Raw genomic sequence first — 15,341 nt, forward strand, 5'->3', positions numbered from 1 at the left:
TATCTGATGTGATTCTATCGTGAATCAGGCGGTTTACCCGCATTCCAGGGCCGATGCGGAGGGCCGACATGCCTGTGTGAGGCCATTGGCCCCGCCTTGGGCGCCCTCGCGGTCCCTCCTCCGGGTGCCTATACGCCTCATGGGCGTTAGACCGCCCTACACGCCGCCGGACCAATATTCAAGAGTCGACGGCGGTGGCTAGCCGTACGTATCCCTCGGACCACGGCCGTTGACTGTCCGTCCGCCCTTGCGCCAACTCGGTGCCGATGGTCCGAGCACCTGGATGCTGGTGACCACGCCGTCCCCGAGTTCGGTGCGAAACTTCTCCAGCAGGCTGATGCTCAGCAGCCGCAGCTGTGTGGCCCACGCCGTCGAATCGCAGCGGACGTGGAGTGTGGTGTCGGTGAAGCTCTCCGGCGTGCAGTGCGCCGAAATTTCCGGACCCACCAGCGTGGCCCACTCCGCCATGACTGACCCCACCGCCACCGGTGAGCTCCAGCCGCGTTCCGCGACAAGGCGCCCCACCACCTTGCCCAGCCCCAGCGGATCCCGGCCCGTGGAATGGAACTGGCTGAAGCCCCGGGTATCCCTGATGCCGCGTTTCGTTTTTGCGGCCCCGCCAGCGGGAGGTGCCTTGCGGCGGATTTCACCGCGTGCTGCAGCGGCCTCGCGCATTCTGTTCAATGCAGCCTGGGGCGCATCGATGTTGTCAGGATCGCGGCCGGGCTGCAGCCCGCCCTTGTCGTCCTTATTCATCGATTCCTCCCGGGATAACCTTCACCCGCCGGCCGGAGAGCTCCTCCGGAATATCGGCGTCGACGGCGGCGGTCACCAGGACCTGTTCCGCGCCTGAGACTATTGCCGCCAGTTTACGCCGCCGGTGGACATCCAGTTCGGCAAAAACGTCGTCCAGGATAAGGATCGGCGCGGACCCGCCGGTGCGGGCGTCGTCCAGCATCACGTAATAGGAAGCAAGCCGCAGCGAAAGGCACATGGACCACGTTTCACCGTGCGAGGCGTATCCCTTGGCTGGCGCTTCCCCGAGAACGAGTTCCAGTTCATCCCGGTGCGGTCCCACCAGGGAAATGCCGCGCTCCAGTTCTTTGCGGCGTGACGCCGCGAAAGCCTGGACGTAGCGGCCGGTGAGTTCTTCGACGGTGAGGAACCGAAGATCCTCAATTCCGGCAGAACCGGAAACGCCAGAGCCAGCCACCGCGGAACTGCCGGCGGCACCGGGTGCTGCGCCGCCGTCGTCGTCCATCAGGTTCTGCAGTGTGGACCGGTAGACCGCACCGGCTTCCTTGGAACCGTCTGTCAGCTGGGCGTAAGCCTTGGCCAGATGCGGGCGCAAGCGTTCCACCAGGTCCAGCCTGGCGTGGAGCAGCTCCGCACCCGCCCGGGCCATGTGCTGGTCCCACACATCAAGGGTGGCCTCATGGCCGGCGGTGAACTTGCCGGTGCGGGCGGATTTGAGGAGCGCGTTGCGCTGCTTCAGGACGCGGTCATAGTCCGTGCGTGTGGCGGAGTGCCGGGGTATCAGGCTGACAAGCAGTTCGTCCAGGAACCGGCGGCGGTTTGATGGATCCCCCTTGACCAGGGCCAGGTCCTCGGGGGCGAAGAGCACGGTCTGGCAGATTCCCAGGAGATCCCTGGCCCGGACCGGATTGCTGCGGTTGATCCGGCCGCGGTTGGCCCGGCTGGCGTTGATCTCGAGTTCCAGCACCGTGGTCTGGCCGCCGCGGACTACCCGTGCCCGGACCAGCGCGCGGTCCGTCCCGAACCGCAGGAGCGGTCCGTCGGAACTCACCCTGTGCGAACTGAGCGTCGCCAGGTAGCCGATGGCTTCCATGAGGTTGGTTTTACCGATTCCGTTGGATCCCACCAGCACGGTGACGCCGGGCTGGAGCGGAAAGTCAACCTGGGCGTAGCTGCGGAAGTCGGTCAGCGAAAGGTGTTCTAGGTACACTCGGTCTTCAGAATTCTCGGATCCCCCATGGATCCGGGGCGGTTGCTACTTGGCTGGGCGGGTGGCGTGCCCGCCGAACTGGTGGCGCAGGGCGGAAACCATCTTCATGGCAGGCGAGTTGTCTTCCCGGGATGAGAAGCGGGCAAAGAGCGCGGCGGTGATGGCCGGCGCCGGAACAGCGTTGGCGATGGCTTCCTCCACGGTCCAGCGTCCCTCGCCGGAATCCTCAACGTAATCATCAATGGAGGCCAGCCCCGGATCCTCGTCCAGCGCCTTGACCATCAGATCCAGCAGCCAGGACCGGACTACGGTGCCCTTTTGCCAGGCACGGAATGTTCCGGGCAGGTCAGTAACGATGTCCTTGGCGGCGAGCAGTTCGTAGCCTTCGGCGTAGGCCTGCATCAGGCCGTATTCAATGCCGTTGTGGACCATCTTGGCGTAGTGCCCGGCACCGATGCCGCCAACGTGGACAAAGCTGTCGGCGCGTTCGCCTTCCGGACGGAGGACATCAAACACCGGCAGTGCCCGCTCGATATCGGCAGCGTCCCCTCCGGCCATCAGCCCGTAGCCGTTCTGCAGACCCCAGACGCCACCGGAAACACCGCAGTCAGCGAAACGGATGCCCTTTTCGGCCAGCGCCGCGCCGTGCTTCTGGTCTTCCGTGAAGCGGGAGTTGCCGCCGTCGATTACGAGGTCGCCGGCGTCGAGCTTGGTTCCCAGCTCGGTGATGACGGTATCGGTGATGTCGCCGGACGGGACCATGACCCAGATCAGCCGCGGAGACGGGACCGCGGCGATGAGCTCGTCCACGGTCGCGACGTCGGTTACTTCGGGATTGCGGTCAAAGCCGGTGACTTCGATGCCGCCCTTTCGCAGCCGTTCGCGCATGTTGAACCCCATTTTGCCTAGGCCGATCAGTCCGATGTGCACGTGACTCTCTTTTCTGCGCGGGGTTGGCGGGTTCTGAACTGGTCAGCCCAACTAGGTCGCTCTAACTGTCGTTTTGGCGACTCAAAACGACAGTTGGCGCTACTCAGTTGGGGAGGCGGACGGGCATAACCAGGTACCGGTAGTCGTCCTGGTCCTCACCATCGGCGTCGGCCTGGGCCGTGATCATGGCGGGCTTCGGGGCGGTGGTGAAGGAGAACCTGACGAACTTCGTTTCGATGACGGCCAGCCCTTCCACCAGGTAGTGCGGGTTGAACGCCACAGTGATGTCGTCGCCGGAAAGCTGGGCTTCGAGTTCTTCGGATGCCTGGGCGTCCTCGCCGGTGCCGGCATCCAGGTGCAGAAGGCCCTGCGTGAAGGCGAGCCGGACCGGGGTGTTGCGTTCAGCCACGAGCGACACGCGGCGGACAGCCTCAACCAGCTCCTGGGTCTGGACTGTCGCATGGATCGGGGTTGAGTCCGGGAAGAGCGAACGGATCTTGGGGTAATCGCCGTCAACCAGCAGTGATGTGGTGGTGCGGCCGCCGCTTTCGAAACCAATCAGCCGGCTGTCGTCATCAGCGAGGGCGAGGTTGATGTCGCCGCTGTTACCGAGGGTTTTCGCCACTTCGTTGAGAGTCTTTGCCTTGACGAGCGCACTGGTGGAAATCCCGGGGGTGGCTGGTTTCCACGGCACTTCCCGCATGGCCAGGCGGTAGCGGTCTGTGGCCAGGAGGGTGATGAGATCGTCCTCGATCTCCATGCGGACGCCGGTGAGGATGGGAAGTGTGTCGTCCTTGCTGGCCGCGATTATCACCTGGGACACCGCCTGGGCGAAAGCGTCGCCTGGCACGGTGCCGCTAATGGTGGGCAACGCCGGCAAGGGCGGGTATTCGGCTTCAGGCATGGTGGCGAGATGGAAGCTGCTGCGCCGGCAAGTCAGCGTGACCTTATTGCCATCTGTCTCAACATCCACCGGAGCGGACGGAAGACTGCGGCAGATGTCAGCAAGAAGGCGGCCGGAGACCAGGATGGTGCCTTCGGTGCGGATGTCCGCCGGGATTTCCAACCGTGCAGAGGTCTCGTAATCGAAGCTGGAGAGACTCACGGTGCCGGCTTCAGCCTTCAGAAGAAGGCCGGACAGCACTGGAACCGGCGGCCGCGGAGACAACGACCGGGCTGTCCAGGTGACGGCTTCTGCCAGGACGTCCCGTTCGACTCTGAACTTCACGGAAGGGTGCCGCCTTTCATTGCTGCTGCCATATCTGAACCGGAAACTCCGCAGGGAGTCCAAAAGTAGTCGCGCTCCAACGACGGGACCTGCATGGTTCCCCGATTGCTGAACCACAAAGAAACCCAAGGATGGGAGCGCTGCTGACAGCTTAGCCGGAAGACCGCCGATTAACCCATCCCCGGCAAGGACCCCGTCGACGGCTTGGGCCCTTGGGCCCCTGCCGGTTTGGCGTGCGGATCGAGATTGTTATTTGAGGAACTCAATTAATTGGGATTAGTAGTGTTAATAACTGCTGTGGAAACTGTGGATAACTCGATCCGACCGCAGGATCCAGCGGTTAAGCCCTGTTCATCGATTGTGGGCTGACGAGTTTTAAACAGCCTGTGGATGGGGATAACTATTTTTGGGATTTTGCTGATCCACAGGCGGCTTAAGGGTTTTAAGCCCATTAAGCGCGGTTGTCCCCTTAACTATCCACAGGGTTATCCACATGCACCTGTTAATAAGGTATAGAGGCGACGCCTCAGGAGTCGCGCTGCTGCTGCTTGATGCGGTTGGTCAGCTCGGTGACCTGGTTGTAGATCACACGCCGCTCAGCCATCAGCTCCCGGATCTTGCGGTCGGCGTGGATCACGGTGGTGTGGTCCCGGCCGCCGAGCTCCTGGCCGATCTTCGGCAGCGACATATCCGTCAGTTCCCGGCAGAGGTACATGGCGATCTGGCGGGCGGTGACCAAAGTCCGGGTGCGGGACTTGCTGCAGAGTTCTTCCATGGTGAGTTTGAAGTAGTCTGCGGTCTGGATCAGGATCTGGCTTGACGTGATCTCCTGGGCTCCGTCGTCGGTGATGAGGTCTTTTAGGACCATCTCAGCGAGGGCGACGTCCACCGGCTGGCGGTTCAGGCTGGCGAACGCCGTCACCCGGATCAGCGCACCTTCAAGTTCCCGGATGTTGCTGGAGATCTTGGAAGCGATGTATTCGAGGGCATCGTCGGGGGCGGACAAGCCTTCGCTCAGGGCTTTCTTCCGCAAAATAGCAATGCGGGTTTCGAGTTCAGGCGGCTGGATATCCGTGAGGAGGCCCCACTCGAAGCGGGATTTCATCCGGTCCTCGAAACCGGCCAGCAGCTTGGGCGGCTGGTCCGAGGTGATGACCACCTGCTTGTTGTTGTTGTGCAGCGAATTGAAGGTGTGGAAGAACTCCTCCAGCGTCCGGTCCTTGCCGGCCAGGAACTGGATGTCATCAATCAGCAGCACATCCACGTTGCGGTACGTGGTCTTGAAGCTGGCGCCCTCGTCATCACGGATGGAGTTGATGAAGTCGTTGGTGAACTCTTCGGAATTTACGTAGCGGACCCGGATGCCGCTGTAGAGGCGCCGGGCGTAGTGGCCGATCGCGTGGAGCAGGTGGGTCTTGCCGAGCCCTGAATCCCCGTAGATGAAGAGGGGGTTGTACGCCTTGGCGGGTGCTTCGGCCACGGCCACGGCCGCGGCGTGGGCAAAACGGTTGGATGAACCGATCACGAAGGTATCGAAAACATACTTGGGGTTCAGCCGGCCGAATTCGTGCGAAGTGCTCGGCAGCATGGGCTGCGGCTTCTGCTCGATGAGCTGGTCAGGTGAGTAGGAAGGCTCGACGACGGGTTCCGGCTCCACGTGGAGAGGCACCAGATCGGTGTCCACGTCGATCGCGCAGCGGATGTCCTCGGAGAAGACGTTGTGCAGCGCGTCATCGAGGGCGTCCTTGACCTGGGTCTGCAGGACCTCGCGGGTCAGTTCGTTCGGGACGGCCACCAGGAGCGTGGATCCGATCAGGCCCTGGGCCTGGGCCAGGATGACAAAGCCCCGCTGCCGCGGCGAAACGCGATGGTCCTGCTCGAGGAGGGTCACAACGCGCCGCCAGGAACTTCCGACAGTATTGGCGTGGTTGGCTTCGTCTACTGTCATAAATCAGTTCCTCAAAACTTGCGTGCCTGCATTACGTGCAGCCCCAAGTCCGGAACCAGGATGTTGGTCCAGCTTCATCCACAGGGTTATGCACAGTCCGTGGATAATCGGCTACTGAGCCACTCTAGGGGATCAAAACGCTAGAAGATAGCTGGGAAGTAGCTTGTGGATAATTACACCGTTGTGGTTCGAAAACAGGCCCTGTGAGCCAGTTCATCCACAGGCTGTGGGGCAAGGTTAGCCACAGCCATGGGCAGGTGCGAAGGCACTGTCCGGTTTGACTCCGGGGCGCATTTTGCCTAATGTTGTGAAGTCCTTTGTGTGCGCTTTCCGCCCCCATCTGAATCTCTCCGACGCTTTGCGTTTGGGCAGCCGGGGGAAGCGCGCATATACAAAACTTAGCGTCGGCCAGTTCTTCCCTTTTACTGATCGGGTGGGCGCACCTTTGATCCACTGGAGTAACTAACGTGAGCAAGCGGACTTTTCAGCCGAATAACCGCCGTCGAGCCAAGAAGCACGGCTTCCGCCTTCGTATGCGTACCCGTGCCGGCCGTGCCATCCTGGCAGCCCGTCGTGGCAAGGGCCGCACCGAACTGTCGGCCTAGATTCTGACTCGTCGGTTTACTGTTTCTTTGCGAGTTTAAGGTGCTGGCCACCCGTAACCGTTTGAGGACCTCAACCGATTTTTCCACAACTGTACGTTCCGGTGTCCGCAATGGACGCCGGAACGTAGTGTTATATGCGGCAGCTCTGGCTGCCGACGAACCCAGCCGGATCGGGTTCATCGTTTCCAAAGGTGTCGGGAACGCTGTGGTCAGGAACCTCGTTAAGAGGAGACTGAGAGAAGCCGGTGCCGCCTCGCTGCGCGAGTACGGTACCGGGTTTGCCATAGTGGTCCGGGCCCTGCCTGCGTCGGCAACCGCGAGTTGGGATCAACTGCTCGCGGATTACAACGCCGCACTGGAATCGACCATGAACCGGTTGGGCAGCCGCCTTCCGCGGGCTGCTGTAAACGGTTCAACCGGTACAACACAGGAAGGGACACCGCGTGCGTAACGTGACTGCCGCCGTCGTCCGCTACGTTCAACCTGGTGTTGCAACTGTGTGCGCGTTCCTTTGGAACCTGCCCAAGAACATTCTTATTCTGGTGCTGATGGCCTACCGCAAGGTGATTTCCCCCTTGTACGGCCAGGTCTGCCGGTTTTTTCCTTCCTGCTCCGCCTACGCCCTTGAGGCGATCACTGTCCATGGCGCAGTGAAAGGCAGCTGGCTTGCCGCCCGCCGTCTGGCGCGCTGCCATCCGTGGAACGCCGGCGGCGTGGACCATGTCCCCGCCGGTCACCGCCACTGGCCCGATGACCGGACCCCCACAATTGTTGTGCTGAACAACCCGGACAAGTACTTGGCTGCTCAGACTGATGGAGAAGGCCGCGTTGCGGCCTGACGAATAGGGATATCGTATGGACTTCTTTGAAACAATCATGTTTCCGTTCAAGTGGCTGGTTTCCATCATCATGGTGGGCTTCCACGAGGGCCTGAGCACTATCGGCCTGCCTGAAGCGTCAGGCTGGACGTGGACCCTGTCGATCATCGGCCTGGTGCTGGTGATCCGCGCCGCCCTGATCCCGGTGTTCGTCAAGCAGATCAAGGCGCAGCGCGGCATGCAGCTGCTGCAGCCGGACCTGAAGAAACTCCAGGACAAGTACAAGGGCAAGACCGACCAGCTGTCCCGCCAGGCCATGGCACAGGAACAGATGGCCATGTACAAGAAGCACGGCACCAACCCGTTCTCGGCCTGCCTGCCCATGCTGATCCAGATGCCCTTCTTCTTCGCTCTCTTCCAGGTGCTGTCCGGCATCAGCGCTGCCCGCGACAAGGGTGCCGGCATTGGGGCCATGAGCCACGAGCAAGTGGTGCAGTTTGATGACTCCACCATCTTCGGTGCCACCCTGTCCGCTTCTCTCCTTCACGGTGGAGAAGGCAACCTGACAGCCGTCTGGATCCTCTCGATCGTGATGATCCTGGCCATGACGGCCTCGCAGTTCATCACGCAGAAGCAGATTATGGCCAAGAACATGTCCGAAGAGGCCATGGCCAGCCCGTTCATGCGGCAGCAGAAGATGATGCTTTACATCCTGCCTGTCGTGTTCGGCGTGGGCGGCATCAACTTCCCCATCGGTGTCCTCATCTACTGGACCACCACCAACCTTTGGACCATGGCGCAGCAGTTCTTCGTCATCCGCCGCATGCCCACGCCGGGATCCCCCGCTGCGAAGGCACTCGCCGAGCGCAGGGCGGCCAAGGGCCTGCCGGCCCTGCCCATTCTGGGCGGAAAGAAGGCCGACGCCGAAGCGGAGGCAGCTGCCGCTGCGGCGGTCATCGAGCAAAAGGGACAGCGCGTCCAGCCCCAGCGTAAGAACAGGAAGAAGAAGTAATGTCTGCTGAAAGCACCGAACACGCCCTTTCCGACGAGGTCATTGACGACCAGGACGAAACCACCACGGACACCGACGCCAACCCCAAGGGGACTGCCGCAAGCCGCCTCGAAGAGGAAGGCGACGTCGCCGCGGACTATCTGGAGGAGCTCCTCGACATCGCGGACATCGATGGTGACATTGACATCGAGGTGCGCAACGGCCGCACGTACATTTCCATCGTGGCTGAGGAAGAAACGGACGGCCTTGACGCCCTGGTAGGCGAAGACGGCGAAGTCCTCGAGGCCCTGCAGGAGCTGACACGGCTTTCCGTGCTGTCTGCCACGGAGAACCGCTCACGCCTGGTGCTGGACATCAACGGCTACCGCCAGCAGCGCGCCGGCCACCTGCAGAAGATTGCCGAAGATGCGGCCGCCGCAGTGAAGGAGACCGGCAAGGCCGTGGCTCTGGAACCGATGAGTGCCTACGAACGCAAGATTGTTCACGACGCCGTTGCCGACCTTGGCCTGGTCAGTGAATCTGAAGGCGAAGGCTCGGGCCGCCACATCGTAGTTTCCGCTGACTAGAGAATTGCTGAACGTTGACCATGGTTGATATCACGGCGGCAGAACTGCTGGCGGCTGAGAAGATCTTCGGTGACCGCCTGGATCTCGCCAAGCGGTATGTCGAGCACTTGGCTACTTCCGGTACTGAGCGCGGGCTTATCGGGCCTCGCGAGATCCCGCGTCTGTGGAGCCGGCACGTGCTCAACTGTGCCGTCATCGAAAGCGAGATCGCCCACGGCAGCCACGTTGCCGATGTGGGGAGCGGGGCCGGACTGCCGGGGCTCTGCCTCGCCATCGCGCGGCCTGATCTTGAGCTCACCCTGATCGAGCCGCTGGAACGCCGCGTGATCTGGCTCCAGGAAGTGGTGGACGATCTGGGCCTGACAAACGTCACCATCATGCGGACCCGGGCTGAACTTGCAGTCGGCATGGTTGATGCCGATGTGGTCACTGCCCGTGCCGTCTCCGCACTGAGTAACCTGGCCGGCCTGACCATCCCCCTGCTGGCCGGCCAGGGTGAAGTTGTGGCGATCAAGGGCCGCAGCGCCGGGGAAGAAATCGAAAAAGCCGCGAAGGTTATCCGCAAACTCGGCGGCGTCCAGACGTCGGTGTTGACCGTCGGGGAAAGCCTCTTGGAGGAACCCACCACGGTGGTCCGAATCGTTGTAAACAAGTCCCGAAAGATTGCGTAGTCCGGGCCCGGTAACCTTGGTCTGCAGGACGAAGCGGTTAGGCTAGACAACGGCAGCAACAGCTGAACGAGAGTGAGTGTGTCCCAGTGACCAGTAGCGAAGCCTCCACACAACGGATCCCCCCGTTTGTGTCTTTGGGGTCAGCACGTTCATTTGCTGGCATGGGTTCTGTACCGGTACGAGGGGAAAATCACCCTACTCCGGTTGCAGGCGTGGCAAAGTTTCCCGCTGTTTCACGTGAAACAGCGTCGGGCGGCAAGACAAACGTCATTGACACGATGGATGACTCCAGCCCCATAGCGCGTGAACTGGCACACGAGACGAAGCGCCGGGAGCGCCTGGTTGGCAGGGAACTGCCCAAGCCTGACAAGACACGTATTTTTACCGTGTCCAACCAGAAGGGCGGAGTGGGTAAGACAACCACTACCGTGAACATTGCCGCGGCCCTTGCCGCCGCTGGCTTGAACGTTCTGGTCATCGACATCGATCCGCAGGGCAACGCCTCCACCGCCCTCGGCGTGGAGCACCACGCGGATGTGGACAGCATCTACGACGTCCTGATCAACGATTTCCCGCTGGCTGATGTGGTGGCACCCTGCCCGGACATTCGCAACCTGATCTGTGCTCCTGCCACCATTCATTTGGCCGGCGCTGAGATTGAGCTCGTCTCCCTCGTAGCCCGTGAACAGCGGTTGCGCAGGGCAATCGACGTTTACGCCAAGACCCGGGCGAAGAATGGCGAGGAACGGCTCGACTACATCTTCATTGACTGCCCGCCAAGCCTGGGGCTTCTCACGGTGAACGCCTTCTGTGCTGCCGGCGAGGTCCTGATCCCCATCCAGTGTGAGTACTACGCCCTGGAGGGACTGAGTCAGCTCCTCAAAAACATCGAAATGATCCAAAAGCATTTGAACGCGGATCTCGTGGTTTCCACGATTCTTCTGACGATGTACGACGGCCGGACCAACCTAGCAGCACAGGTCGCGGCTGAGGTTCGCCAGCACTTCCCGGACCAGGTCCTGGGTGCAGTGGTTCCCCGCTCGGTACGGATCTCGGAAGCACCCAGCTACCAGCAGACTGTGATGACGTACGATCCTTCCTCCAGTGGTGCCTTGTCTTATCTGGAAGCCGCAGCGGAAATCGCTGAACGCTAAAATCTTCAAAATACTGCAACAACCGGAGTCCGGCAGTGCCTGACTCTTCCATCGGAGGGATTTATCCATGAGCGAGAAGCGACGCGGCCTGGGCCGCGGACTTGGCGCACTCATTCCAAGTTCCGCCGCTGGTAGTGGGTCGGGCAATGGGACTGCTGTTTCGCGGCCCGTGGACCTCTTCTTTCCCGAAGGCCGGAAGAAAATTGATTCCTCACCGGGCGTTGTAGAAGACGATGCGAAGCCGGGGGGCGCCAGGACCCGGTCGACCCCCGGCTCAGCACCGGCAGGGGCACCGCAAAAGCGGACAGCGGTTGCTTCGGCGAAGCAGACAACGCCCCGGGATGACCAGGCAGCCAAAGATGCGGCCGCCCCGGATTCCGGCTCCCCCATCAAGCCTGCGCCGACGGCGACTGACAAACCTGCCGTGACGGAGGCTCCGGCTAAGACCTCCGCCAAGGGTCCGGCCAAACCCACGACGTCCTCCGGTACCCCAGCAGCCGAGGAGGCTTTGGAAGCTGAGCCTGCCGCGACGCCGTCCTCTGTTGCCAATGACACTGAGGACCTCAACAACCGAGTGGACAACGGGGTTGACCTTATAGAGGTCCCCGGGGTTCGCTTTGCTGAGATCCCGGTCTCCGACATCCACCCAAACCGGAAACAGCCCCGTTCGGTCTTCGATGAGGACGACATGGCGGAGCTGATTCACTCTGTCCGTGAAATAGGCGTCCTCCAGCCAATTGTGGTGCGTACTTCAACCGAAAAGGGTGGAGAGCCATATGAACTGGTCATGGGTGAGCGCCGCTGGCGTGCAGTACAGGCCGCAGGTATGGAAACCATACCGGCCATCGTGCGGGATACCACCGATGATGACCTTCTCAGGGACGCACTCCTGGAGAACCTCCACCGCAGCCAGCTGAACCCCCTTGAAGAAGCGGCCGCCTACCAGCAGCTGCTCGAGGATTTCGGAACAACGCACGAACAGCTCGCTGACCGTATCGGCCGTTCCCGTCCTCAGGTATCGAACACGCTTCGTTTGCTTAAGCTGCCTCCCCTTGTGCAGCGGCGGGTTGCGGCAAACGTTCTTTCTGCCGGCCATGCGCGTGCTCTGCTGGCTCTTCCGGACGCGGCAGCAATGGAACGCCTCGCGCAAAAGATTGTGGCGGAAGGTATGTCTGTGCGGGCTACTGAAGAAGCCGTGACCCTGTACCAGGATCCGACCAAGCCTGCCAAGAACAATATCCCTCGTCCGGGGGCACGCCATGAGCGTCTTGACTACCTGGCATCGTCCCTCTCGGATCGCCTGGACACCAATGTGAAGATCTCCCTAGGTGTCCGCAAGGGCCGGGTAAGCATAGAGTTTGCCAGTGTTGAAGACCTGAACCGCATCATGGAGGTTCTTGCGCCGGGGGCCGAAAACTAGCCGGCATGACGATGCTTGCAGCCTAGACTGTGGGTTAGTCACCGAGGGAGGGACTGTTTCACGTGAAACAGCCCTCCCTTTTTGCTGTTCACATTGTGCGAGGTGAATCTCCCTTTTGGGCTGCTACGGTGCATTCGCTCCTGATAATGCTTCAATGGCCCGCCGCCCGCCGCACGCCGCCCGCCGCACGCCGCCCGCCGCACGCCGCCCTCCGCCGCCCGCCGCCGACTGCGATCGTCCTTTAGCTAAGTGCTGCCCTACTCCTGCTTGCCTTCCCTCGTATACACTCCGCTCGCTACCTCGGATGGCTCGCTGTTGCGTAGCATTAGTGGCACTTTGATTGCGTGCAAGGTAACCGTCCCTGACTGGGTGCGTGGATTCTAGTTCGCGGATCTGGTCGCTGGGCTTCTGGCTCCGTTGCTTTGGTTGATTGAAGTTGGTTCCGGTGCTCTTTAGCTTTGTACGTAGAGGAACGGCCATGGTTTGTTGGAGCACTCGATGACAATGACACCAGCGTAAGTAGGACTAGCGGCCAGGACACACGCATTTGGCTCCTATCCATGGCCTCGTCACTGCCTTCGTCTCTTTGCAGTGGCCCGTGCGCGGCAGTTTCACGTGAAACAAGCGACTTGAACCCCGCGGGGCTGCTTCTGTTTGGCAGACTGTTTGTCGCCGTCATCGGCTCCGTCTAACAAGCGCGTGCACTTTCGGAGCTTCGGCAGCACGGGCGAGGAGGTCACGTGGTGGCGATCTGTGTTCCCGATAGCTCTTGTAAACTGAATGTTTTCACAGCATCACACGACTACGCGGGCTGAAACTATCATTGACTCGACGCCGGCGGTCCCCCGGTGTATCCCGGATCTGCATGAGGGGCAGTAGCATTTGCCGAGTTAGCTGACATTCCATCCACGCCGTGGATGCGTTTCACGTGAAACGTCGCGCACGTTGGGCTGGTACCCTGGAGCAGACGTTCACGAATCCAGGCATCGATCCTCTATACCGGGACCCGTACCGCGTAGGTGTACAGATCTAAGGAATTCAGGATGGTGTTCGCGTAGCGCCCCCGAAAGCGCACCAGCTTGTCGCCTGCTATGTCGGTGGAGGCCCTGGATATGAATGGTCCTGCTGACTCCCATGATGGATGCACAGGATGATCCTCGGCGTGTTTGTGGGAAGGCAGCTGTCCCCTGCTGCGTGGACGTGTACTGCGTGGACGGCAGAACCTTACGAACGCCCTCTCAGGCGCTCTCAGGCGCTTCCACGGGCTCGCACATGCCGCATGTAGTCGTGGGCCGCTCCGCCAGGTCGGACGAATCAAAGGGCGGGCTGTACGGGGCAGCATCTGTATCTGTGAGGGCGCATAGATAGTCCACAGTGATCCCTGCCCTGCTTCGAAGCCCTTACGCGAAGCTACTACCCACGGCCCTTGTCCCGGGTTTCGAGCCGCGTCACCCCCTTAGCCACGTGGCAGTTATAGTGCGCCGGCAGACCAAGGCCGATGTTGGTCTCCTCGGGGTACCCATGGCTGTGCGGAGCCCCTCCCCCCGAGCTCGGCGTGGGCGGTTGTGGCGTTCCCGGGACTTCGTGGCCGGGTTCCGCTGAGCTGCTGAGGACCGCACGGCTGACTGGCACCTCATGGATAGTTTTAGTTTTTCATCAATAGAGCCGATGAGAAGGGCGATGATGGTCCCCGTACTTGCTTGCTGTGCGCAGGCACCAAAACCCGGGCCTCGTGGCACTGGTTGGTCACGGTCAGGGGATGGTAGCGGGAGGCACAGAAGACGTAACAGCGGATTCATACGAGTCCGACATTAGACCCGCTTTTAGTGCAGTGTCACGGTCCTTGCCTTGCCGGCATGAGGGAGTCTTTTCGGAACGCAGCTTGTTGCACAGCACGCCAAAATCGCGCATTAGATATATCGCGCGTTCCGGTGGTCGTCGGCTGGCGGAGCGGGCTTAACATTCGAAACGGTCTAGGGCCTGGGTGGCCTTGGGCTGTTGTTGTGACATGACGCCCTGCGATCGCGGGAACATCCACAAGATTCGTGAGGGCCAATTTCGAGCGGTGGGCCGTAGGAGGCTGCCCGGCTATGCGGGGGCTTCAAATGGTCGGAAGGGGTGCGACTCCGAGAAGCTGTACCTGCCCTTTGTGCAGTCCAGTCGCTCGCCTGTCTCATGGTCCCTCGCTCGACGGGGAGACGGGAGGGTCGTTCACGTGCGCCGATCGTCCACCGGGAAAGCACGAGCGCGTTCTTGGCGGTTCACCTTCCCAACGACTTCTTTCGATTTCGACGGTGGATATTCCTGTGGATAACTTTGTGGATAGTTGCCAGCGACGTGTGACGGTAAGGGAGAGCCCCAACGAATCCAATTAGCGACGCTCGTAGGCGAAGCAAACTCCTGACTCGCCCGGGCAGTAGCGTGTTTCACGTGAAACATCGCCGGAACTGCTGCAATCGTTACCAGAAGCGGCAAATCGTCCGTATATGACCGATTTAGCCCGCGTTTTCGATCCGACCAGCGGAATTTTCCGGCTGCCCGATTGGATGTGATCGGGCGTACACTCGGCAGCGCAACTTGGGAGATGCCTCACCTTCCCACGTGTAGCCGTGATCTCGATTATTGGCTGCTCGTATCGGTGGATAAGTCTGTGGAAATCGATGTGGATATTGCTGTGGATAACTCCTGGGGATAACTCGCGAGGAATGACGATCTCCAGGCCGAATTCCGCCGTGGAGATCGCTGGCTGCAGATGGAGCTTCCTCTGTACAGCTCCTATCGCTGGCGCCCTCCGTAGGAATTCACCGTGCGTGGACACAGGAGAACGATAGCCGAGTGATTGTCGATCACTGCTTCGCAGACCTGCGGAGCTCCGCGGTTTTGACATACCTTGAAGAGTTTTCAGGGTGCGAGGTCCGTACTTAGCGACGATCACACTCCGACTCTGACCCTGACTCTGACCCTGACTCTGACACTGCATCCACTCCCGTCGCCGTGATCCGAGGGCACCTACCCCCGTGGAG

At 61.0% G+C, this 15,341-nt stretch carries 13 protein-coding genes; 8 read left to right on the forward strand and 5 right to left on the reverse strand.

The annotated features are described in order from the left end of the window. Positions 1–198: 198 nt before the first annotated feature. The 5 genes from GUV69_RS14800 to dnaA all read right to left on the reverse strand — a co-directional run bounded on the left by GUV69_RS14800 (position 199) and on the right by dnaA (position 6,072). On the reverse strand, positions 199–756 hold the full coding sequence (locus tag GUV69_RS14800; protein WP_164203773.1) for a DciA family protein: 558 nt from the start codon (positions 754–756) through the stop codon (positions 199–201). Beyond that, positions 749–1,966 carry a DNA replication/repair protein RecF gene (gene recF, locus GUV69_RS14805; protein WP_164203776.1) on the reverse strand — a complete coding sequence of 406 codons (1,218 nt, stop codon included), beginning with the start codon at positions 1,964–1,966 and terminating at the stop codon, positions 749–751. The genes GUV69_RS14800 and recF overlap by 8 nt, the downstream gene beginning before the upstream one ends. A 45-nt stretch (positions 1,967–2,011) precedes the next feature. Further along, on the reverse strand, positions 2,012–2,896 hold the full coding sequence (gene gnd, locus GUV69_RS14810) for a phosphogluconate dehydrogenase (NAD(+)-dependent, decarboxylating) (protein WP_164203777.1): 885 nt from the start codon (positions 2,894–2,896) through the stop codon (positions 2,012–2,014). Positions 2,897–2,999: 103 nt separating this feature from the next. Beyond that, positions 3,000–4,124 (reverse strand): DNA polymerase III subunit beta, encoded by a 1,125-nt coding sequence (gene dnaN / locus GUV69_RS14815; RefSeq protein ID WP_164203780.1) that lies wholly within the window; start codon positions 4,122–4,124, stop codon positions 3,000–3,002. 526 nt (positions 4,125–4,650) lie between these two features. Next, positions 4,651–6,072, reverse strand: a complete 1,422-nt coding sequence (gene dnaA, locus GUV69_RS14820; RefSeq protein WP_164203784.1) for a chromosomal replication initiator protein DnaA — start codon at positions 6,070–6,072, stop codon at positions 4,651–4,653. 467 nt (positions 6,073–6,539) lie between these two features. Here dnaA and rpmH point away from each other — a divergent pair, with 467 nt between their 5' ends. The 8 genes from rpmH to GUV69_RS14860 all read left to right on the forward strand — a co-directional run bounded on the left by rpmH (position 6,540) and on the right by GUV69_RS14860 (position 12,318). Continuing rightward, positions 6,540–6,677 carry a 50S ribosomal protein L34 gene (rpmH, locus tag GUV69_RS14825; protein WP_003800212.1) on the forward strand — a complete coding sequence of 46 codons (138 nt, stop codon included), beginning with the start codon at positions 6,540–6,542 and terminating at the stop codon, positions 6,675–6,677. Between the two features lie 40 nt (positions 6,678–6,717). Further along, complete coding sequence (rnpA, locus tag GUV69_RS14830; protein ID WP_164203787.1) at positions 6,718–7,128, forward strand: ribonuclease P protein component; 411 nt, start codon at positions 6,718–6,720, stop codon at positions 7,126–7,128. Beyond that, positions 7,121–7,516, forward strand: a complete 396-nt coding sequence (gene yidD / locus GUV69_RS14835) for a membrane protein insertion efficiency factor YidD (RefSeq protein ID WP_164203790.1) — start codon at positions 7,121–7,123, stop codon at positions 7,514–7,516. Before rnpA ends, yidD begins: the two co-directional genes overlap by 8 nt. 16 nt (positions 7,517–7,532) lie before the next feature. Next, the gene (gene yidC, locus GUV69_RS14840) at positions 7,533–8,507 is read left to right on the forward strand and encodes a membrane protein insertase YidC (protein ID WP_164203793.1); all 975 of its coding nucleotides are present in this window, start codon (positions 7,533–7,535) and stop codon (positions 8,505–8,507) included. Then, entirely contained in the window at positions 8,507–9,073 is a 567-nt protein-coding gene (locus GUV69_RS14845) for a Jag family protein (protein ID WP_164203796.1), read from the forward strand. The genes yidC and GUV69_RS14845 overlap by 1 nt, the downstream gene beginning before the upstream one ends. 20 nt (positions 9,074–9,093) lie before the next feature. Next, complete coding sequence (rsmG, locus tag GUV69_RS14850) at positions 9,094–9,744, forward strand: 16S rRNA (guanine(527)-N(7))-methyltransferase RsmG (RefSeq protein ID WP_164203798.1); 651 nt, start codon at positions 9,094–9,096, stop codon at positions 9,742–9,744. 86 nt (positions 9,745–9,830) lie between these two features. After that, entirely contained in the window at positions 9,831–10,898 is a 1,068-nt protein-coding gene (locus tag GUV69_RS14855; protein WP_164203800.1) for a ParA family protein, read from the forward strand. Between the two features lie 67 nt (positions 10,899–10,965). Continuing rightward, entirely contained in the window at positions 10,966–12,318 is a 1,353-nt protein-coding gene (locus tag GUV69_RS14860; RefSeq protein WP_164203801.1) for a ParB/RepB/Spo0J family partition protein, read from the forward strand. Positions 12,319–15,341 lie beyond the last annotated feature (3,023 nt).

Origin of the sequence: [Micrococcus luteus] ATCC 49442, from assembly GCF_010367585.1 — a bacterium.
GTDB lineage: Bacteria > Actinomycetota > Actinomycetes > Actinomycetales > Micrococcaceae > Arthrobacter > Arthrobacter luteus_A.

Coding starts and splice junctions, on each gene's coding strand:
- GUV69_RS14800 (WP_164203773.1), bottom strand. CDS start 756: ATGAATAAGGACGACAAGGGCGGGCTGCAGCCCGGCCGCGATCCTGAC.
- dnaA (WP_164203784.1), bottom strand. CDS start 6,072: ATGACAGTAGACGAAGCCAACCACGCCAATACTGTCGGAAGTTCCTGG.
- yidC (WP_164203793.1), top strand. CDS start 7,533: ATGGACTTCTTTGAAACAATCATGTTTCCGTTCAAGTGGCTGGTTTCC.
- GUV69_RS14845 (WP_164203796.1), top strand. CDS start 8,507: ATGTCTGCTGAAAGCACCGAACACGCCCTTTCCGACGAGGTCATTGAC.
- rsmG (WP_164203798.1), top strand. CDS start 9,094: ATGGTTGATATCACGGCGGCAGAACTGCTGGCGGCTGAGAAGATCTTC.
- GUV69_RS14860 (WP_164203801.1), top strand. CDS start 10,966: ATGAGCGAGAAGCGACGCGGCCTGGGCCGCGGACTTGGCGCACTCATT.